Origin of the sequence: Pseudoalteromonas nanhaiensis, from assembly GCF_051235485.1 — a bacterium.
In the GTDB taxonomy this organism is placed as follows: domain Bacteria; phylum Pseudomonadota; class Gammaproteobacteria; order Enterobacterales; family Alteromonadaceae; genus Pseudoalteromonas; species Pseudoalteromonas lipolytica_C.
On the sequence record NZ_JBPNYQ010000001.1, the window covers coordinates 352243 to 372049 of the forward strand.

Consider the following 19807-nt stretch of genomic DNA (forward strand, 5'->3'; position numbering starts at 1 on the left):
AATAGAATGCAATAACCACAACAACAGAGTAAACAGCATATGAGTACAAAGGATAAAATCATACACACCAGCATCGAGTTATTTAATCGCCACGGTGAGCGTGCTATTACAACCAACCATATTGCTGCACATATGGGCATTAGCCCTGGTAACTTGTATTACCATTTTAAAAATAAAGAAGACATTATCCGTCATATCTTTGCTTTGTATAGTGAACATTTACATACGCATTTTAAACCCTTGTCTCCTGATGATGATGCACTTGAAAACCTAGCAGGTTACCTTGATTCGCTGTTTGAACTGATGTGGCGTTATCAATTTTTTTATGACAATTTGGGTGATATTTTATCTCGCGATGAAGTATTAAAAAAAGATTACATTGATTTTCAAGCGGCGTTGCTAGAGCAAGTGAAAGAAGTTTTATTAGCACTTCGTGCTGGCGGTATCATCTGTATTGAAGATGATGATGTCACAGAGCTTGCACACATGTTAAAAATGACGGTTAGCTTTTGGACCCCGTATATAAAGGCGCGTCGCTTAAGTGGTGAGTTAGCAAGGGAAGATATCTACAATGGTATTTTAAAAGTGCTATTGCTGTTAAAAGCGCATTGCACAGAGCAGCATTTACCACAGGTAAATCAGCTAAGGGCAAAATATTTAGCGCTCAGCGAAGCCTCAGATCCTGAACAATAACCCCAGACAAGCAGTTTATTTCCTAGACGCTATAATTTTTGTTATAATCGCGCGCCCTTGAGGTTGGTATGCCTCGGGGCGTGTGAATCCCACAGTCTAAGAGTGAACTATGCTTAAATTTATCGTCAAATTACACCCTGAAATCGCTATCAAGAGTAAATCTGTTCGTAAGCGTTTTACCAAGTTATTAGAAAATAACATTAAGATCGTCTTACGTCGTGTTGACGAAAAAGTACAAGTTAGAAACAACTGGGATAATATTTCGGTTGTGAGCCTTTTAGATTCTGAGCAAGTTCGCCTAGATATCATCGATGGCTTAAAACGCATTCCGGGTATTGTGCAATTTATCGAAGTTACAGAAACAGACTTTGATTCGTTAGACGATATTTATCAAAAAGCCCTTGAGCTAATTGGCCACACTATCGAAGGTAAAACATTCTGTGTGCGCTGTAAGCGTTCGGGTAAACACGATTTCACTTCTAGCGATGTAGAGCGTTATGTTGGTGGTGGCTTAAACCAGCATGTTGCAGGTGCAAGCGTAAAACTATCCCATCCTGAAGTAACCATTCGTTTAGAAGTGCGAGATGATAAAGCGTATATCGTTACTGAAACTCACTTAGGTATGGCAGGCTTCCCGTTACCAACACAAGAAGATGTACTGTCACTTATGTCGGGTGGCTTTGACTCAGGTGTAGCAAGCTACCAGATGATCCGCAAAGGCGCGCGAACTCACTTCTTATTCTTTAACCTAGGTGGGGCAGCTCACGAAATCGGTGTTAAACAAGCCAGTTATTATATCTGGAAACAGTTTAGCTCTACCCATAAGGTAAAGTTTGTCACTGTAGATTTTGAACCTGTTGTAGCTGAAATCTTAGAAAATGTAGAAAACAGTCAAATGGGTGTGGTGCTTAAGCGTATGATGATGCGTGCAGGTAGCCAAGTTGCAGAAAAGTTAGGTGTGCAAGCATTAGTAACAGGTGAAAGTATTGGCCAAGTATCAAGCCAAACACTGGCTAATCTAAGCGTGATTGACCGTGTAACTGAAACTTTAATCATTCGCCCGTTAATCCAACACGACAAGCAAGATATTATTAATATTGCTCGTAAAATTGGTACCGCAGAAATGGCAGAAAGCATGCCTGAATACTGTGGTGTGATTTCTAAAAAGCCAACGGTTAAAGCCAAAATTAAAACGATTCTTGCCGAAGAAGCTAAATTTGATTTTGACGTGTTAAATACGGTTGTTGAAAATGCCCGTGTGATGGATATCCGCGATATCGACACCGAAGCTAAGCAAGAAGTAAAAGAAGCCGAGTCTGTATCTGATTTACCAAAGGGAGCGGTTGTTGTTGATATTCGCTCACCTGAAGAAGAAGACGCAAATCCACTTGAACTTGAAGGTATTGAAGTTGTGCATTTACCTTTCTTCCGCTTAGCGACTAAATTTGGTGACTTACCAAAAGATAAAGAATATTACTTATACTGTGCTAAAGGTGTGATGAGTCAGCTTCAAGCGCTGATCTTACACGAAGAAGGCTTCAGCAACGTAAAAGTGTATCGTCCGTAAGGGATGGTGATAAAAGCGCGACATGTTCGCGCTTTTTTAATGCCTGAAATAATTGTCAGAAGCTAGTAACTTTACTCTTTCCTCTAGTAGCTAGCTTTTTATTTTTATCATACTCAGCATGGCTTGGTTATACGGTGTTTTTACACCTAGCTTAGCGCCTTGTTCACACACATAACCACAAATTGCATCTATTTCTGATTGTCGGTTATGGCTTATATCTTGCTGCATAGAAGAAAAGTTTTCTGCAGTTGCAGTCATCACCGAGTAGGCTTGATCAAGTGCCTCACAAAGCTTTACATCAACACCTTGTTTATTGGCTACCAGACACGCTTCACTCAGTAAATTAATGATGCGAGTGCTAAATTGCGGTGCACGGAGTTGGCCATTTTTAACGTTATGGATTGCTGTTAACGGGTTAATGGCAATATTGACTAACAGTTTTTGCCAGCGCAATGAGTGAATATCATCACTCACTGAAAAGTGTGGCAGGCTGCTAAATAGATGGTCAAGTTCATTGAGCTTTTCAGTTGCTGCTGCATTACATGCGCCAAGCACACTTTCGCCATTTCCTGTGTGGTTTACACTATAGGGCGTTGCTTTAAAGCCAGCTAAACGAGTTGTTAGAAACGATAACCCTTGAGTGTCTAATAGTTGGGCATTAAGTTCATCGACATTACCCATACCATTGTGAGAAATAACAAGTTGGCAGTTTTTAGTAAGGTAAGGTTTTATTTGCTTAAAAGCAGCTTGCACCTGAAATGCTTTAACAGTAATTAACACCAAGTCAAAGGGTGGCGATTGATTTAATTCTGCATAATTAATAAGGCGCGCTTTAATAGGATGTGATTTGCCATTACTTGCTTGATAAAAACGCGTGGTCAGGGTTGGCTTACGAGTCAGTAATGTGATGTCATGTTGTGCAGATAAAAAATGGCTAAATAGCAGGCCTATTGCGCCATCACCCACTACTAATAAATTAGCCATTACGTTGCTTACTACCTAAATGAAAGCCAAGCTTTATAGCAAAATAGCTTACAGCACCAATAAAGTCAGCGATAAAGTCACCAACTGAGGCTTGGCGATAAGGCAGCATATCTTGCATAAATTCAATGGCGGCTCCGTAGCCCGCTAACAGTAAAATTTGTACCATTAGAGGTAACTTAAATGCCTTGTCCATCACCAAAGCGAGTATGAAGAAGATACCAAAGTGCGCTACTTTATCGACGTGAGGAAACAGGTTGCCAACCCCTTTAATTTCTTTGGCAAATAAAATCGTAAAGCCAATAATGCTGGCTAAAAAGATAACTTGGTAAACACGCCTTGTCACAATAACCCCTAAAAATGCCGAAATTGAATGGCCAGTATATCAAACAATTTTTGCATCGCACCTGAACAAATCGGATAAAAATAGAAAGAATCGACAAATAAGCGTTATAATTGCCAACCATAAACGAATTTAAAAAAGACTATGTTAGGAGAACCCCATGCCTTCATTTGATATTGTTTCTGAAGTAGAAATGAACGAAGCGCAGAATGCAGTAGATAATGCAAAGCGTGAACTAGAGACGCGTTTTGATTTTCGTGGTGTTGATGCATCAATCGAACTAAGTGACAAAGTAATTAAGTTAAAAGCTGAAGCACCACAGCAAGTGATGCAACTTTTTGACATTCTTGCAGCAAAAATTTCAAAGCGTGGTTTGGATGTATCTAGCCTTGAATTAAGAGACGAGTCACGTAGCGGCAAATACGTAATGCGTGACGTTGCACTTAAGCAAGGTATCGAAAAAGACGTAGCGAAGAAAATCGTTAAGTTAATTAAAGACTCAAAAATCAAAGTACAAGCCGCGATTCAAGGTGAAGAATTACGTGTAACTGGTAAAAAACGTGATGATTTACAAGAAGCAATGCAAGTTGTTCGTACTGCTGATTTAGGTCAACCATTCCAGTTCAAAAACTTCCGCGATTAAAACTTATAGCTTTAAGCTGTAAGTTTTAAGCTATAAGCCAGTAAGTTTCTGAGCTTTACAAGGAGCGTATCATGAGACGAATATTAGGTTACAGAGAAAAAGATATCTTCTAGCTATTTTCAGCTAGAGGATATTTATGTCAGTAAAAAACAAAACAATTGACCGTAATAAATACGGTAAAATAAACAGAAAATACACAGGTCCACACAGTACTTATTTTTATCAACAAACACCAAGTTGGTGGGTAAAAATGACGATGACTAAGCCAAGAAGACGCTTAAATAAAGCACTTTGCAAGCGTGTGATGAATGGTGCTGACCCAGAAGGAATTGTTTTTCCGTTAGGAAACTCAAAACCTCATGAGTATTTCTGGTAATTATTTGTTTGATAAAAGCCAATCACCGTGTGATTGGCTTTTTTACTTTCGGCTTACGGCTTACAGCTTAAAACTTGTCTTTAGCGGTATAGCCGTCCATTGACATTCTTTCCTAAAATCATCACAATAGCAGCCTATTTTCAAGGTGCTTGCTGTATCTACAAAGATACGTGTTATTTCAAAGGGTGAAATAGTCGCAAGATAATCGGGAAGTTGGTGCGTTTTCAGGGAGAAAACAATGCCAACACTGCCCCCGCAACGGTAATGTGTATGCCATACATACGCAGAGTCCGGAGACCGGCCTTGAAGTAACTTACTATTTGCGTGTGCGGTGGGCACAGGCTAGGGGATATCATGCTAAATAAATCTGCGTTAGGCGTAGCGATTGCTGCTGCGTTGTCTTTTTCTGTATCTGCTGACGAGCAATCAATCGAGCACATCACAGTTACTGCCAATAAATTCGAACAATCAATTAATGATGTATTAGCCAGTGTTACAGTTATTGACCGTGCTGATATTGAGGCAAGTTATGTTCGTGACTTACCAAGCTTACTGGCAACTCAAGCTGGCTTTCAAATTAATGCCAATGGTGGTTTTGGGCAAAGCTCAGGTGTTTCATTACGTGGTGCAAGCTCTCGTCATACGCTTATTTTAATTGATGGTGTACGTACAGGATCAGCAACACTTGGCTATAAAAGTATTAGCAATATTCCTTTAAACAGTATTGAACGTGTTGAAGTAGTAAAAGGCTCACGTGCTGCAGTATATGGTTCTGATGCGCTAGCGGGTGTGATCAATATCATTACGCGTAAAGCACAAAATACGACTTTAGATGTCACTTTTGGCTCAGATGCTTATCAAGAGTATCAAGTGGCGACAGGCGGTCAGTTTGCGGGCGTTGATGTTGCTGTTAATGCCGGCTATGAAAAAACAGATGGCTTTGATGTGCTGCAAGGTTTAGCGCCAGATGAAGACGGCTACGAGAACAAAAACCTTGGCTTTACTCTAGGTTATCAAAATGAGCAACTAGGTGAGTTTTTAGCGCAAGCACAATACTCAGAAGGCGAAGCACAATACGATAGTGCCTATAGCCCAGCAGACAGTACGGTAGAAAAAGGCGAGTTCGAAAATTACCAAGCTTCACTAGGTTGGAAAAAAGCTTTCGACAAACAAAGCCATGCCATTGATATTGCCATATCAAGTGATAGTTCAGATGACTCACGTATTGATTACACAGGCGCAACGGTGGTCGATAAGTTTGAAACTGAGCGTGAGCAAATTGATTACAATGGCCAATACTTTTTCAATCAAGCGCTGACTCTTAGTGGCGGTTTGAATTGGTATAAAGATGAAGTGAACACTAACTCTGGTACTTACTTAAAAGACAGCCGTGAAGTATTCGCTGCGTTTGTTGGCGCTTATTATGACGACGAACAAGTACTGGCAAACCTGACCGTTCGCCAAGATGATGATCAGCAGTTTGGTGATGAAACAACTTACACAGCCGCTGTTGGCTATCACTTAAATGACATCGCCACATTCCGTGTAAGTCAAAGTACTGGTTTTAAATCTCCAACTTTTAATGACCTATATTATCCAGGCTCGGGTAATCCAGAGTTAAACCCTGAAACATCAGATAACCAAGAGCTAGGCCTATCACTCAATGTGAATGATATTAGCCTTGATATTGCGATTTTCCGCAGCGAAATCGACAACAAAATCGCCTGGGCGCCAAATGCATCAGGGCAGTGGATCCCAACTAATATAAACGAAGCTCGCCACGAAGGTGTTGAGTTTAGCTTTAAAAACCAAGTGTTTGGCTTTGATCACAGTTTTAACTTTACCTACCTTTCAGCGGAAGATACTGAGACAGGTCAGTCTCTAACCTATGTGTCAAACCACACTGTGAATTGGTCATTAAACAAAGCATGGGGTGATTTTGATGCCGGTATTGATATGCAATACCGTGGTGACCGTGATGGCAAGCTAACTCACTTACCTTCGTATACGTTATGGAATTTAGTTGGTCACTACCAAGCGACTGACAACTTAACTGTGTCACTACGTGTAGAAAACCTATTCGATAAAGAGTACAACGCCGTTGACGCCTATGGCACTGACTTAGATGGTGACTTTATCAACGACGAGTTTTATTACTACAACACGGCCGAGCGCCGCTTGTTTGTAGGTGCCCGTTATCAGTTCTAATAATAAGGAAAATTATTAGTTCTGCGTCTAAAAGCTCGCTACCTACTTAGCGAGCTTTTTTCATTTTAGTTTATCAGCGAAGTATTGACCGAATTTCTCAAGTTTAGGCGCTATAAGGATACTGCAATAACCTTGATTCGGGTTTTCATTGTAATAGTCTTGGTGATATTGCTCTGCTGGGTAAAAGTTCGATATTGGGCTAAGCTCAGTGACAATTGGCTCACGAATTTGCTTCTGTAAAGCTGCTAACATCGTTTGCGCTTCAGCTTTTTGTTGCTCAGTATGATAATAAATAACACTACGATACTGTGTGCCTACATCGTTGCCTTGTCGATTTAATTGTGTGGCATCGTGTAAAGTAAAGAACATTTCAAGAAGGGTATTATAGCTCACAATACTGCTGTCAAAATCGAGCTGAACAACCTCAGCATGACCCGTTAAGCCAGTACATATTTGCTGATAACTTGGGTTTTCAATTTCACCGCCTGCATAGCCAGAGCTGACATTAAGCACGCCTTTCACTCGTCTAAATGCGGCATCAATACACCAAAAGCAGCCACCGCCAAAAGTAGCTATTTGTATGTTGTTATCCATCGTTTATTCCCTCACTGTTTTGCTGACTATAGCTGAAAAAACAAAACGCCGTAAAGACGGCGTTTTATTGTTGCTTAAAGACAGTTCTAAATTTCTTCCAACGGTTTGTCTTTAGCTTGTTGTTCTAACTTGCTTTGTAAATACTCAGGCGACTGAGTATTACGGGCTAGGGCAGTATATGCTGCTGGCACAACAAATAGAGTTAGTAAGGTTGCCACTATTACACCTGTAAATACCACCACACCAATTACCATACGGCTCTCTGCACCCGGGCCACTTGCAAGTACCAGTGGTACCGAGCTCATAACTGTGGTCAGTGAGGTCATAATAATCGGGCGTAAACGCTGCGTTGCCGCTTGGGTAATCGCTTCGTTAAATTCAACGCCTTTATCACGCAGTTGGTTGGCAAACTCAACGATTAAGATACCGTTTTTCGCACTTAAACCAATCAGCATTACGATACCAATTTGGCTGTAAATGTTCAGAGTGAGATCTGTGTACCAAAGGCCAAATAATGCGCCGACTAAGCCAAGCGGAACAGTCAACATAATCACAAATGGGTGAATAAAGCTTTCAAACTGTGCAGCAAGAACTAAGAAAGTTACTGTGAGCGCAAGAATAAACACATAGGTCATTGCTGATGCGCCTTCATAGAACAGTTGCGACTCACCTTTATAGTCAATTGCACCATCGATGTCGTTTTCTTCAGCGGCAACTTGATTTAAGAAATTAAGCGCTTCTTCTAGGGTATAACCATCGGCTAAGTTTGCACTTAACGTAATTGCGCGCATACGGTTATAACGATTTAAACGCGATGCGGTGGCTTCTTCTTTTAAACTAATTAAGCTATCTAGCGGCACTAATTCGCCACTGCGTGATTTTAAGTAGATATTTGAGATATCGGTCGGGTTCGCAAAGTCTTCTTTAGTACCTTTAAGTATCACATCGTATTCTTCACCACGGTCAATAAAGGTTGTTACGCGGCGCTGCCCCAACATGGTCTCGAGAGTGCGGCCTACATCAGACACCGAAACCCCTAAGTCCGCTGCTTTGTTTTTATCAATGTTGATTAAAAACTGCGGGAATGTTTCTTTATAATCATGGTCGATTCTTACCAAGCCTGGGTTTTTCTCTGCACGCTTAATAATGCGGTCTCGCCAATCGGCTAGTTGGTCGTAATCATTACCTTGCAGTACAAACTCAATAGGACGTGATGAGCCACCGCCGCCAATACCACGGCGCATAATTGCAAACGCACGCACATCAGTTACTTCGGTCATTTTACTGCTTATCTCGTCCATTACTTCCCAGGTTGAGCGCTTACGCTTATCCCAGTCAGCCATGCCAATGATAGCAACACCACCTTGACCACCCCAGCCAGGCACACGAACAAGCACTCGGCTTAATTCACCAGACTCAGAGTAAGGCATTAAACGTTCTTCAATTTTCGCCATGTTGGCTGCGTTATTTTCATAACTTGCACCCTCAGGCCCACTCATCATGATAAAGAAAGTACCCCGGTCTTCTTTTGGCGTAAGCTCTGATGGTACTTTTTGAAATAGCATAAAGCTGGCAACACCGGCCAAAATCATGGTTAGTAGTAAGCTCCACTTACGGCCCATATTAGAAGTAAGTGAGTTACGATAAGCATTTTCGATTTTGGCGAAGGTTTTATCCATCCACTGGCTAAATTTACTCTCTTTTTCAGAAGCCTTGAGTACTTTTGAACACAGTGCCGGAGAAAGTGTTAATGCCGTAATACTAGAAAAGAACACAGCAGCACTAACAGCCATCGCAAACTCGGTAAATAAAGCACCAATACGGCCATCCATAAACACCAGCGGTACGAACACAGAGATGAGGACGAGGGTAGTGGCAATAATCGCAAAACCAACTTCACGAGCACCACGAAACGCAGCCAATAAAGGTGGCTCGCCTAACTCAATGCGGCGGTGAATATTTTCTAGCATAACAATCGCGTCATCTACCACTAAACCGATAGCCAATACCAGTGCTAGCAGAGTTAATAAGTTGATTGAGTAGCCCATAGCAAGCAAGAACATAAAGCTACCCACTAACGCAACAGGTACTGTCACAGCAGGGATAAGCGTTGCGCGAATATTACCTAAAAATAAGTAGATAACTAACACTACCAGCGCCATTGAAATCGCAAGCGTTCTATATACTTCGTCAATTGATTCTTTGATGAAAATTGATGAGTCGTAGCTGTCTTGAATAGTGGTGCCTTCTGGCAAGTTACGCTTAATTTTTTCGAGCTCAGCGCGGGCGTTATCAACCACGGTAAGCGTGTTCGCTTTGGCTTGTTTTACAATACCCAAACCAATCATGTTACGGCCATTACCACGGAACAGGCTTTCGTCGTCAGCGGCTTCTAAATGAACATCAGCTACTTCACCTAAACGCACCAAATAGCCATCTTCACCACGTTTAATTACTAAATTTCTAAAATCTCGCTGATCTTTATAACTACGCGCGGTACGTACTGTAAAGTCACGGTCGATAGATTCAATTTCACCGGCGGGTAATTCAACGTTTTCTGTACGTAATGTATTTTCAATATCGCTACTGGTAATGCCGCGTGCAGCCATCGCTTTACGGTTTAGCCAGATTTTCATAGCGTATTTACGCTCACCACCAACGCGCACGTTAGAGACACCATCAACAACGGCTAATCGATCAACAATAAAGCGTTGTGCGTAATCAGATAACTGCAATGAATCCATGGTGGTACTGTTTAGTACGAACCACGCGATTGGGCTTTCATCACTGTTTGATTTAGAGACCTCAGGCGGGCGAACCTGCTCTGGTAAGCTATCAAGAGCACGGGCTACACGTTCGCGTACATCGTTAGATGCGGCATCAATGTCGCGGCTGATATTAAACTCAATGGTGATGTTAGAGCGACCATTACGGCTTGATGAGTTAATGCTTTTGATGCCCTCAATACCCGAAATGCGATTTTCGAGTACTTGGGTGATTTTAGTTTCGATAATTTCTGCACTGGCACCGGTATAGTCAGTGCTTACACTAACTATTGGCGTTTCAATATCAGGGTATTCACGCAGTGGTAGCATTGAAAATGCCACCAAACCAAAGGTGAGTAATAACAGGTTTATTACGATCGCAAAAACCGGGCGTTTAACGCTAGTATCTGTAATTTTCATGGTTTATCCCTTGATACTAACTTTACTGCCGGTACGAATTTTAATAATGCCCTCGGTCACAACTTGTTGACCATTTTCAAGACCTTTATCAATAGCAACCCAACCATCATGACGACCAGCAACATGTACTTCTACTTTGTTTGCTACACCGTCTTCAATTTGGAATACGTAGTGTTTGTCTTGTTGAGGGATTACGGCTTTTTCTGGCACCATTAATGCCTGACTTGAGCTTAGCTCCAATGCGGTGTTTAACAGCATACCAGGTCGTAATAAACCGCTTTCGTTAATAAAGCTTGCGGTGACTTCAACGCTGCGAGTAACAGAATCTATGCGCGAGCTGATGTGGGTCACTTTGCCTGTGAAGGTTTTATCAGGATAAGCATCATTTTGCGTCATCACTTTCATACCCAGTTGTAATTGCGCTAAGTACTTTTCAGGTACTTTAAAATCAACTTTAATGATGCTGATATCATCAAGGGTGGTGATGTTGGTAGTGTTGTTAACGTATGTACCGATAGAAATTTCTCGCTTGCCGAGTAATCCTGTGAAGGGCGCTTTGATGGTCATTTCAGCAAGCTTTGTTTTTGCACTTTCAAGTTGTGCTTCGGTTGCGTCTACGCGTGAAAGTTGCTCTTCTAATAACGATTTAGCGGTTGCTTGCGAGCGTGAAAGCTCGGTTAGACGGTCTAATTGGCGTTTTTCTTCGCGTAGGTTGATACTTAACTCTTTAACGGCGAGTTCTTCTTCTTGTGCTTGTAATTGTACGAGTTTTTGACCTTTACTTACTAAGTCGCCATCATTGAAAAAGATGTCAGTAACATAATCGTTTTGAGCGCTTCGTATGTAAATAGCCTGATTGGCACGTGCGCTACCTATTGCTTCAATAAGCACTGCGTTTTCTTCAGCGGTGACTGTGTGTGCTTTTACTTGCGTTGTGCGATCGCCAAAATTTGATTGCTCGCCTTGACTTGAAGGTAAGTACAAATAAATACATAACCCTAGCAATAGTGTGATAATAAAAGGAAAAAGAGCTTTACCGGATTGTGTAGAATACATCATCGTGTTACCAGAAAATTAGTTGAGAGTAGTGTACAAAATTAGTACGTGCCACGTATGTCAGATATCTCGTTTATTTGTGAATTTGGCGTAAAAGTTAAAAGTTCGGCAAATTTGTTCCTTTTATGAGATGAAAAGAGAGGTTTTGGTGTGAGTAAAGAACCAAAGTGTAATTATTGTTTAACGATCCGAAAGATAGTTTTGGTCACTATTGTTATGTTTATTTTTTATTTTTCGTTTTATGGATAAGCAAGCCCCTATTTTGCGAGTGCGAGCCCAAGCATCTCGACATGGTATTGAATGTTTACTTGTTGGGGGCATTGGGTTGGTGTTTATTATGTTGATTAACCTGCTTAGGCCTGGTGAGATCAGCATTATCGAAATATTTTTAGCAACAAGTTGTATTGCCGCTATTTTCATTGGCTTTTTAAAGACTCAAGAACCATATTATAGTTTTACTTTTTCTGGGAAATTACTTATTTTTCATCATAAAGCTGGCAATTGGCAGCTGAATCGCGATAATTTTTACCAAAGTGGTATACCAAAAGTGCATCTAGACCTCCAATACCTTGAGTTAAACGCAGTTGGTATTAAACTCAATAATATAGATGAATTTTTAACGCAGCTCCCTCCCAGAATTGCCGGGCGATTATTGATAGAGCAACGTCATTTATTTATGCAAGTTATTAAAAATCATTGCAAAAATGGCGATTGCCCATCAGAATGGCTTATAGAAGACACGGAATACACTGCCCCAAGTGGTCAGCTTTACAAAGGATTGATTGCTATGTTTGCTAATCGCACGCAGCATTTAAGGCAATTGACTGGATATGATTTATTATTGCCTGCCAATGTTCTTGATACTGACATTTGGCAATTTAGTGCAGATTTAAATCGTTGGAAGTTAAACCCAAACAAGTTTATTAATACTCGCTTAAATAATGAGCAGTAGGTGGTAGTAAGTAGGAACAGGCTATGAGTCAAGAACGTGCTTTTATTAAAAGCGGTCGCAACACGATTATTCATAAAGATAAGAAGCTCGACTTGGTGATCGTCAATGGCGAAACTCACCCACGAATTAAAGTGACCCAAAATGGCCTAGAGCCGTTCAAAGATGAACTGCCAAAAAACCGCCGTGAAGCCAAAGAACGTTATTTAGAAATGGTTTATATTTCAAGCACTGATGTGTTTGCAGAAGAAAAGCGACTACTGTTTATTCAAGCCCTTGATGGCAGAGAGTACAAAGTAGACTACAGTAAAGTCGGTACTAAATTGTTTGTCCGTATCCACCAAGAAAGTTACCTATAACCCTTAGCTTGGCACTTAATTTGCTTATTACTTCCTTATTTGTCAGTTCCTAATAAATTGGCGTGGTTAATTTAAGGTGGTAAATATGAGATTAGTGCTTCTTACCTTTGTTGCATTAACGGCACTATCGGCCTGTGGCGGAGGAGGTGGTTCAACTGAAACCCCACTTGCAGCGACTGTTAATGCAGGTCTTGATCAGCAAATTATCGAAAAAAGTGAGTTTACTGTTTCTGCGAAAGGCTCTCCCGCTGATGGTACGTTTACATGGCAACGCGTCAGTGGTCCTGTTATTGAAGGCTTTCCAGAACAAGGAGCTGAGCAAACACTGACTGCTCCTGATATTAAATTAGACTCAGAGCTTATTCTGAGAGTTAATTATCAAACGACGGATGGGCAACTGGTTTCTGACGAGGTGAGTATTTTTATCACCTCTAATAATCAATTGCCGGTCGCTGTAATCACTCAAATTGCCCCTGAAGAGCTGCCATCACAGTATAACGACACAATCGTACTCAGTGGTGCAGAGTCAATCGATATTGACGAAAATGGCTCCGTTGACAGCTATCTTTGGAATAAACTCGATGGCCCAGAGCTCATCGTTGATAGCTTTGAAAATCAAACAATCAGTTTTACCCACCCATTACTTGAATCAAATACGCCAATTACTTGGCGACTCACGGTGACTGATGACGAAGGCGGTTCAGCCAGTACCGAGCAAACATTTACCTTAAACAAAACTCTTGAAGTGATTATTGCCAATGCCGGTGAAGATCAACAAGTAATTGAGTTTGATACGGTCACTCTTGATGCCAGTGGTAGCGAAATTGTCACCGCAACGAAAGAGTGTTTTTGGCAGCAAATGAGTGGCGAAACGGTCACCCTTGCTAATCAAAATCAGTGTATTACCACTTTTGTTGCCCCTGATGTTGATACCGATACCGAGCTTAGCTTTGAAGTTACAGTAACAGACAGTAAATCGCGTAGTGACACCGACACGGTGACTATCGATATTAGCCCAAAACCGCTTGGTTTAATTAACGATACTGGCATGAGTGATTGCTATAACAATTCACAAAAAATAAACTGTAAGAGCGGTGATTTTCCAGATCAAGATGCGGATCTTGGTCGCGATAGCGTTGCAAACCAACTGGATAAAATTGGTCAGGGCGATTTAGCATTCGATTTCACAAAAATGAATGAATTTGCTGATGAACTACCTGATGATGCGACCACATTTAGTTGTGTTCGAGATAACGTTACAGGATTAATTTGGGAAGTAAAATCCCCAAGCACAGCACTGCCTCCAGCCACAACAACTCGCGCTGCGACTAACCACTATACTTGGTATTTAACGACTTCAAACGGCATTCAAGCAGGCAGTGTTCAAGGTGCTGCAAATTCAACTTGCCCAAGTGCAACATCGTGTGGTTTACAAACTTATGTAAATGAAGTGAATGCCACTGACTTCTGCGGCGGAACGAATTGGCGTGTTCCTACTTATACTGAGTTACTCGGGTTACTCGATTATGCTAAACAAGGTGGTACAAGTTTACTATCAACTGAATTTTTCCCCAATCAGCCAAATGCAATGCAATTAAGTACTGATGGCAGTGCATTCATGCCGTACTGGACTTCACAAACTGCAGCGGATGGTACCAGTTTGTCGCAAGCGTATATCATAAATATGAGTAACGCGAATGACTTAGCTTATCCAAAAGGCAACACGGCTTTTGTGCGTTTAGTAAGAACTCCGGGAGAGTAAAATGATGAAATATCTATCTGCAGCCGTTACTTTACTGGTTAGTGTACCGAGCATTGTCAGTGCTCAGGTCTGTTATGATGCAGCAACCGAAACAACCCCAACAAGCCGCTTTGTCACGCATATCGATGGTACTGTTAGCGATATTAAAACGGGTTTGATGTGGCAGCGTTGTACTTTTGGGCAAAGCTATAATAGCGATATTGATGCATGTGAAGGCACCAGCCAGCAATTAACATGGGGTGAAGCTCTACGTGGTGCTAAAAATGCTACATTCGCTGGTTATTCTGATTGGCATGTTCCTAATATTAAAGAACTTGCAAGCATCTTAGAGCATAGTTGTGTGCAGCCTAGCATTAACGAAACAGTATTTTTATCAACTAAGCTGCAAAACTACTGGAGTAGCACATCCGGTATAACTCGCAGTGATTTAGCTTGGGTGTATCAGTTTGATAAAGGTATCAACAGTTTACATGCTAAAACATCGGATATTTATTTACGCCTTGTACGTTACGAGAAGTAACGACTAATGGCGCTGAGCCGCGCTTGTTCGAGCGCGGTTTTTATATCGGCCCCTTTAATACCTTGTGCGATAAATTGCTGAGGGTTAACAGCCTTTGCTTGGTTTGCTGCAAGTGTTAACGACTCATGGCATGGTACGGGGTGCTGTAAACTGATTTCTAACACTTTAAGTACCTGTTGAAAACGCTCTGGGCGTCGCCATAAATCAAGCTGGTTAAAGCAGTTAAAAACCTCGTCGCAACTAGGCTGTTCGCTAGCTAAAACTGCTTGATGGGTTTGCGCGTTAATAGCCAGATCGCGTACTTCATTCGGTAAGCGAATTGTATTTGCGATACTGTTAATTTCCTGACTAGATAAACTTAGCGTTACTTGGCTGAATAAGAGTGCAGTATCATGCAACTGATGGTTATTAGCATACTCGAACCGAGCTTTGAGTGTTTTATAAGTATCCTCATTCCACTGTTTTTCAAGCTCTGCACTGATCACACTCAGGCCACCAATACTTGCAAGAACATTTAAAAAATCGCTAAATGCACCATCGCTTAATGACTTTTCACACTCTAACCACACTCGCTCTGCAGTGAGAGTTGTAAGCTCACCCGCTTTAACCATAGCAATGAGTAACTGTTTAGTTTCGGGGGCAATGGTAAAGCCCAAGTAATGATACCGAGCAGCAAAACGCGCTACACGCAATATCCGTAATGGGTCTTCGCTAAATGCATCGGATACATGACGCAATACACGCTTTTTGATGTCATCTTGACCACCGAATGGGTCAACTAAGCTGCCATCTTCGGCTTGAGCAATGGCATTGACGGTTAAATCACGGCGAATTAAATCTTGCTCTAGAGTTACGTCTGGAGTGAAATCACAGATGAACCCTGTATAGCCTTGCCCTTGTTTGCGCTCGGTGCGAGCAAGTGCATATTCTTCTTTGGTTTTTGGGTGCAAAAACACCGGAAAATCTTTGCCAACTTGTTGGAAACCTTGGTTTATTAGCTGTTCAGGTGTGGCGCCGACAACCACATAATCGCGTTCTTTAATTTCACGACCAAGTAGAGCGTCTCTGACTGCTCCACCGACTAAATAAACCTGCATAGATCACCTTCAATTTTGTGTTTTCAGTATTTTACGTTATTTGTTCAATAAAATGCGAACAAGGTTTTAAGTAGCGCTGTTTTTTGCCATTATAGGCGGTGATTTTAAACGCAAGGAATATCACGGTGTATTTAAGCTATTTCGGCTTGTCAGAAAAACCTTTTTCGATTGCCCCCAATCCTGAGTATTTATTTCTGAGTGAACGCCATAAAGAGGCGTTGGCACACCTTACTTATGGACTCGGTGAAGCGGGTGGCTTTGTGCTATTAACAGGTGAAGTCGGTACAGGTAAAACAACATTAATAAGAAGCCTGCACGAGCAGTTGCCTGAAAACACCCAAGTAGCGCAAATCCATAATCCAGCTTTGTCGCAGCTAGAGTTGCTTGCCAGTATTTGCGACGAACTGAAAATTGATTACGACAGTGACAATGCCACATTAAAAACCCTCACTGATGTGATTAAAAAGCACCTTGAGGCAAATAACCAAGCTGGTGGCCATACCATCTTAATTATTGATGAAGCGCAATTACTCGCACCAGATGTGCTTGAGCAGTTGCGCTTACTGACCAACATCGAAACCGATCACAAAAAGCTGCTGCAAATTGTATTAGTAGGGCAGCCAGAGCTACAGGAGCTTTTAAAACGTACTGAACTTCGACAACTTGCCCAGCGTATTACGGCACGTTACCACCTACTGCCACTGACTGAAGGGCAAGTATTTGCCTATGTAAAGCACCGCTTGTTTAAAGCGGGCACTGAGCAAGCCTTGTTCTCAGGTGATGCGTTAAAAGCGATTTATCAAGTTACTCAAGGCGTACCTAGATTAATCAATTTATTGTGTGAGCGTTGTTTGGTGGGGGCTTTTTCGCAGCAAAAACTTACCATAGACAGTGAGCTTGTGATGCGTTCAGCCGAAGAGGCATTGCCGCCGACGAGCACTGAGGTTATACCTAAAGGTGCTCGAGAGCCGAGCTATGTATGGCTTTATCCTGTTTCATTTTTAGCCGTATTAGGAATGGGTATTGGTTTATCCTACCTAATTTAACGAGTGATCAATTATGTCATTACTTTTAGATGCAATAAAACAATCGGCTCAACATGAGCAAACAGCCGTTGATCACGATCAGGCTGCTTTACAGCTTAAACAGCAGCAAGAGTTAACACGCTATAAGCGTTTAGCCTTTTCATTTGGGTTATTACTGGCTGCAATTTTAACGCTAATGGCTGGTTTTTCGATTGGTAAGTGGTTACAGCAAAGTAAGCCATTTGCTGAGCAGCCAGCACTTACAAATGAGAATGAAAAAGTACCCAGTGCGACAGCTGAAAATGTGTCGGGTTCTAAAGATCAAGAGCAACTTCAAACAGATAACTCTGTAGCTAAAGTACCGTCTGGTTCGCAACCTGTGGTGGCACAACAGCAAATGATGCAACAACCCCCTCAGCAACAAACCATGATGCAGCAAGTTCCTGTGCAAGGTGCTCAGCAGTACCAGTGGGTACAAGTACCTGTAAATACAGTGCCAGTTTATGCAAATCAAGCACAGCCGCAATATGCTCAGCCAGTGTATCAAAATCAAGCTGCTTATCAGCCGCAGCCACAGTTTTCGCAACCGATGCAAATGCAGCAAGCTGCACCACGGCCGACAAATAGTAATGGCATTGATTACAGTAAATACAAGGTACTTGGTAAGCCCCTTGATGAGAACGCCAATAATCAAACTAAGCAAGCTGAGCCAGATGATGAGTTAAACGAAGTGTCGGATTCGTTAAAAAAAGCTTTTGCGCAAGCGGTTCAGGATGTTGACCAACAACGTTCTTCGCAGGTAACGCATAGTACTAAAAATTCGTCTTATGCTGATCCGATAGAGCTGCTCCCTGAGTCTATTCAAAATGCAATCCCAACTCTGAAATACCAAGCGCACATCTACGCATCTGAGCCATCAAAGCGTTGGATAAAACTCAATGGTCGTGAGCTTTATGAAGGTGATAATATCGGTGTGTTATCGTTAATCGAAATCACGCCAGAGCAGAGTTTACTTAGCTATGATGGCTATGAATTCACTTTAAAAGCACTGCAAGACTGGCCTGAGTAGTCAGTCATGACGAGTCAAGCTTAAGGTAGAATAGAGCTTTTGAAAAAACGGATTAGATCGATGTTAAATTCACTCGGTCTGACCGCTGCTTCAAGGCTGTCGTGGCAGCGACTGTTTGCTAAATCGATATCTTGTACTTCTGTATATCGGGTATGTTTAGCGTGATAAAAGACTTTCACTTGTGGTTTAAGTGGGCTTGTTGGGTTACTGCGAGTAACCACACCAAGTTTTTGGCTTTCTAGCCTTACCAATGTGCCAACTGGGTGAATACCAATGCATTGAATAAATTTAGTGACCAAATCACCATCGAAACTATCTGGGCAGCCATCTTTTAATATTTTGAATGCTTTGATTGGTTCCATTCCTGCCTTGTAGACTCTTTCCGCGGTCAATGCATCATACACATCAACAATCGAGGCCATACGTACATACAGGCTTATTTCATCGCCACTTTTACCAAAAGGATACCCACTACCATCTAAGCGCTCATGGTGAAAGCCTGCAATATCAACGGCAATACCACTTAGGCCAGACTGCTCTAATATTTCTTTGCTAAAGCGCGCATGATTTTGAACGAGTTGGTACTCTTCATCAGTCAATTTACCCGGTTTATTGAGTATTTTATCGGGGATATTAATTTTGCCGATATCATGAAGTAATGCACCGGTGGCAAGTTCTTGAATAATCGATTTTTCGATACCTAAATGCTTTGCAAAAATGCTGATCAAAATAGACACGTTAATTGAATGCTCAAGTAAGTAAGCATCTTTTTCTCGCATGCGAGTGATACAGGTTAATGCATCTTGATTTCTAAACACAGAATCGATAAAACCGCTTGCTAGCTCTTGAAAAGGGGCAACATCAATTTTGTTTCCTTCTCGAATGTCTGCAAATGCTTTGCTTTGGAGTGATTTGGCTTCTGTATAAAGACTATTTGCTTTTGTCATCTCTGCCGACATACTGTGCGTAGTGTGCCATGGATCGAATGGCTCAGAAGAGACGGCTGGTGCTGCAGGTTTTGGTTTTTCAGTGATTTTATTGTCACTATCTAGATTTAGCGTTTTATCAGGATCGATTTCAATTTCTAAAATACCAGCTTGCTTAAGCTTATCAATACTGCCTTGTGTTTTTACCCAACCTTGGTTTTTTATACGGATCTTGCCTGTCTGTTTTGTCACGCCGTGAACAAACATGCCAGGTTTAAGTTGATTGATAGGGAGTGTTTTCAAGGCCTTTACTTCTGCTCAGATACAATACTATTAAACTAGCAGAAAATGTGTATTTCAGTAAATATTAATAGTACTTAATGGTGTTTTAAACTGCAGGGCAACCTTAAAAACGACTATAAAAAAAGCCCCCAGCTGACAAGCTGGAGGCCCT

General features: G+C 41.5%; 18 protein-coding genes and 1 riboswitch. Of the genes, 11 read left to right on the forward strand and 7 right to left on the reverse strand.

What is annotated here, in order from left to right; genetic code table 11:
- The first annotated feature begins 39 nt into the window (after nt 1–39).
- The gene (locus ACSFVZ_RS01580; protein ID WP_135926049.1) at nt 40–693 is read left to right on the forward strand and encodes a TetR/AcrR family transcriptional regulator; all 654 of its coding nucleotides are present in this window, start codon (nt 40–42) and stop codon (nt 691–693) included.
- Nucleotides 694–802: 109 nt separating this feature from the next.
- Complete coding sequence (gene thiI / locus ACSFVZ_RS01585) at nt 803–2260, forward strand: tRNA uracil 4-sulfurtransferase ThiI (RefSeq protein WP_135926048.1); 1458 nt, start codon at nt 803–805, stop codon at nt 2258–2260.
- 90 nt (nt 2261–2350) lie between these two features.
- On the opposite strand, the gene ACSFVZ_RS01590 is transcribed toward thiI, so the two are convergent.
- Both ACSFVZ_RS01590 and ACSFVZ_RS01595 read right to left on the reverse strand, forming a co-directional pair.
- On the reverse strand, nt 2351–3244 hold the full coding sequence (locus ACSFVZ_RS01590) for a ketopantoate reductase family protein (protein WP_138557244.1): 894 nt from the start codon (nt 3242–3244) through the stop codon (nt 2351–2353).
- Nucleotides 3237–3587: a VanZ family protein gene (locus ACSFVZ_RS01595; RefSeq protein WP_138557245.1), complete on the reverse strand. Its 351-nt coding sequence runs from the start codon at nt 3585–3587 to the stop codon at nt 3237–3239. The genes ACSFVZ_RS01590 and ACSFVZ_RS01595 overlap by 8 nt, the downstream gene beginning before the upstream one ends.
- Nucleotides 3588–3744: 157 nt before the next feature.
- Between ACSFVZ_RS01595 and ACSFVZ_RS01600 the strand changes: the two genes are divergently transcribed.
- From ACSFVZ_RS01600 to ACSFVZ_RS01610, 3 genes are all read left to right on the forward strand, one after another.
- The gene (locus tag ACSFVZ_RS01600) at nt 3745–4227 is read left to right on the forward strand and encodes a YajQ family cyclic di-GMP-binding protein (protein WP_063703177.1); all 483 of its coding nucleotides are present in this window, start codon (nt 3745–3747) and stop codon (nt 4225–4227) included.
- 136 nt (nt 4228–4363) lie between these two features.
- Nucleotides 4364–4603, forward strand: a complete 240-nt coding sequence (locus tag ACSFVZ_RS01605) for a hypothetical protein (RefSeq protein WP_135926045.1) — start codon at nt 4364–4366, stop codon at nt 4601–4603.
- Between the two features lie 164 nt (nt 4604–4767).
- Nucleotides 4768–4923, forward strand: a riboswitch (cobalamin riboswitch).
- A gap of 34 nt (nt 4924–4957) precedes the next feature.
- Nucleotides 4958–6811, forward strand: a complete 1854-nt coding sequence (locus ACSFVZ_RS01610; RefSeq protein ID WP_435557961.1) for a TonB-dependent receptor domain-containing protein — start codon at nt 4958–4960, stop codon at nt 6809–6811.
- A gap of 60 nt (nt 6812–6871) precedes the next feature.
- Here ACSFVZ_RS01610 and msrA read toward each other — a convergent pair whose 3' ends face one another.
- The 3 genes from msrA to ACSFVZ_RS01625 form a co-directional block, all read right to left on the reverse strand.
- A complete protein-coding gene (gene msrA, locus ACSFVZ_RS01615; RefSeq protein WP_435557962.1) occupies nt 6872–7405 on the reverse strand; it encodes a peptide-methionine (S)-S-oxide reductase MsrA in 534 nt (177 codons plus the stop codon).
- A gap of 86 nt (nt 7406–7491) precedes the next feature.
- On the reverse strand, nt 7492–10590 hold the full coding sequence (locus ACSFVZ_RS01620; protein WP_138557248.1) for an efflux RND transporter permease subunit: 3099 nt from the start codon (nt 10588–10590) through the stop codon (nt 7492–7494).
- A gap of 3 nt (nt 10591–10593) precedes the next feature.
- On the reverse strand, nt 10594–11646 hold the full coding sequence (locus ACSFVZ_RS01625) for an efflux RND transporter periplasmic adaptor subunit (RefSeq protein WP_135926312.1): 1053 nt from the start codon (nt 11644–11646) through the stop codon (nt 10594–10596).
- Between the two features lie 241 nt (nt 11647–11887).
- On the opposite strand from ACSFVZ_RS01625, the gene ACSFVZ_RS01630 reads away from it, so the two are divergent.
- The 4 genes from ACSFVZ_RS01630 (at nt 11888) to ACSFVZ_RS01645 (ending at nt 15236) form a co-directional block, all read left to right on the forward strand.
- Nucleotides 11888–12598: a DUF2982 domain-containing protein gene (locus ACSFVZ_RS01630; protein WP_435557963.1), complete on the forward strand. Its 711-nt coding sequence runs from the start codon at nt 11888–11890 to the stop codon at nt 12596–12598.
- A 23-nt stretch (nt 12599–12621) separates the two neighbouring features.
- Nucleotides 12622–12954 (forward strand): hypothetical protein, encoded by a 333-nt coding sequence (locus ACSFVZ_RS01635; RefSeq protein WP_135926040.1) that lies wholly within the window; start codon nt 12622–12624, stop codon nt 12952–12954.
- An 85-nt stretch (nt 12955–13039) separates the two neighbouring features.
- A complete protein-coding gene (locus tag ACSFVZ_RS01640; protein WP_435557964.1) occupies nt 13040–14716 on the forward strand; it encodes an Lcl C-terminal domain-containing protein in 1677 nt (558 codons plus the stop codon).
- A gap of 4 nt (nt 14717–14720) precedes the next feature.
- Nucleotides 14721–15236 carry an Lcl C-terminal domain-containing protein gene (locus ACSFVZ_RS01645; protein ID WP_135926311.1) on the forward strand — a complete coding sequence of 172 codons (516 nt, stop codon included), beginning with the start codon at nt 14721–14723 and terminating at the stop codon, nt 15234–15236.
- Here ACSFVZ_RS01645 and ACSFVZ_RS01650 read toward each other — a convergent pair.
- Nucleotides 15224–16333: a tRNA nucleotidyltransferase/poly(A) polymerase-related protein gene (locus ACSFVZ_RS01650; protein WP_435557965.1), complete on the reverse strand. Its 1110-nt coding sequence runs from the start codon at nt 16331–16333 to the stop codon at nt 15224–15226. The two genes, ACSFVZ_RS01645 and ACSFVZ_RS01650, sit on opposite strands and share 13 nt — an antisense overlap.
- Before the next feature lie 125 nt (nt 16334–16458).
- Here ACSFVZ_RS01650 and ACSFVZ_RS01655 point away from each other — a divergent pair, with 125 nt between their 5' ends.
- Together ACSFVZ_RS01655 and ACSFVZ_RS01660 are read left to right on the forward strand one after the other, a co-directional pair.
- Entirely contained in the window at nt 16459–17379 is a 921-nt protein-coding gene (locus ACSFVZ_RS01655; RefSeq protein WP_135926037.1) for an ExeA family protein, read from the forward strand.
- A gap of 13 nt (nt 17380–17392) precedes the next feature.
- Complete coding sequence (locus ACSFVZ_RS01660; protein WP_435557966.1) at nt 17393–18427, forward strand: general secretion pathway protein GspB; 1035 nt, start codon at nt 17393–17395, stop codon at nt 18425–18427.
- Between the two features lie 20 nt (nt 18428–18447).
- Here ACSFVZ_RS01660 and ACSFVZ_RS01665 read toward each other — a convergent pair whose 3' ends face one another.
- A complete protein-coding gene (locus ACSFVZ_RS01665) occupies nt 18448–19656 on the reverse strand; it encodes a cyclic di-GMP phosphodiesterase (protein WP_253038284.1) in 1209 nt (402 codons plus the stop codon).
- Nucleotides 19657–19807 lie beyond the last annotated feature (151 nt).

What these genes read in the sequence shown, in the direction of transcription:
- ACSFVZ_RS01580 (WP_135926049.1), top strand. Translation starts at nt 40, where the DNA reads ATGAGTACAAAGGATAAAATCATACACACCAGCATCGAGTTATTTAAT.
- thiI (WP_135926048.1), top strand. Translation starts at nt 803, where the DNA reads ATGCTTAAATTTATCGTCAAATTACACCCTGAAATCGCTATCAAGAGT.
- ACSFVZ_RS01590 (WP_138557244.1), bottom strand. Translation starts at nt 3,244, where the DNA reads ATGGCTAATTTATTAGTAGTGGGTGATGGCGCAATAGGCCTGCTATTT.
- ACSFVZ_RS01600 (WP_063703177.1), top strand. Translation starts at nt 3,745, where the DNA reads ATGCCTTCATTTGATATTGTTTCTGAAGTAGAAATGAACGAAGCGCAG.
- ACSFVZ_RS01605 (WP_135926045.1), top strand. Translation starts at nt 4,364, where the DNA reads ATGTCAGTAAAAAACAAAACAATTGACCGTAATAAATACGGTAAAATA.
- ACSFVZ_RS01610 (WP_435557961.1), top strand. Translation starts at nt 4,958, where the DNA reads ATGCTAAATAAATCTGCGTTAGGCGTAGCGATTGCTGCTGCGTTGTCT.
- msrA (WP_435557962.1), bottom strand. Translation starts at nt 7,405, where the DNA reads ATGGATAACAACATACAAATAGCTACTTTTGGCGGTGGCTGCTTTTGG.
- ACSFVZ_RS01620 (WP_138557248.1), bottom strand. Translation starts at nt 10,590, where the DNA reads ATGAAAATTACAGATACTAGCGTTAAACGCCCGGTTTTTGCGATCGTA.
- ACSFVZ_RS01625 (WP_135926312.1), bottom strand. Translation starts at nt 11,646, where the DNA reads ATGTATTCTACACAATCCGGTAAAGCTCTTTTTCCTTTTATTATCACA.
- ACSFVZ_RS01630 (WP_435557963.1), top strand. Translation starts at nt 11,888, where the DNA reads ATGGATAAGCAAGCCCCTATTTTGCGAGTGCGAGCCCAAGCATCTCGA.
- ACSFVZ_RS01635 (WP_135926040.1), top strand. Translation starts at nt 12,622, where the DNA reads ATGAGTCAAGAACGTGCTTTTATTAAAAGCGGTCGCAACACGATTATT.
- ACSFVZ_RS01640 (WP_435557964.1), top strand. Translation starts at nt 13,040, where the DNA reads ATGAGATTAGTGCTTCTTACCTTTGTTGCATTAACGGCACTATCGGCC.
- ACSFVZ_RS01645 (WP_135926311.1), top strand. Translation starts at nt 14,721, where the DNA reads ATGAAATATCTATCTGCAGCCGTTACTTTACTGGTTAGTGTACCGAGC.
- ACSFVZ_RS01650 (WP_435557965.1), bottom strand. Translation starts at nt 16,333, where the DNA reads ATGCAGGTTTATTTAGTCGGTGGAGCAGTCAGAGACGCTCTACTTGGT.
- ACSFVZ_RS01660 (WP_435557966.1), top strand. Translation starts at nt 17,393, where the DNA reads ATGTCATTACTTTTAGATGCAATAAAACAATCGGCTCAACATGAGCAA.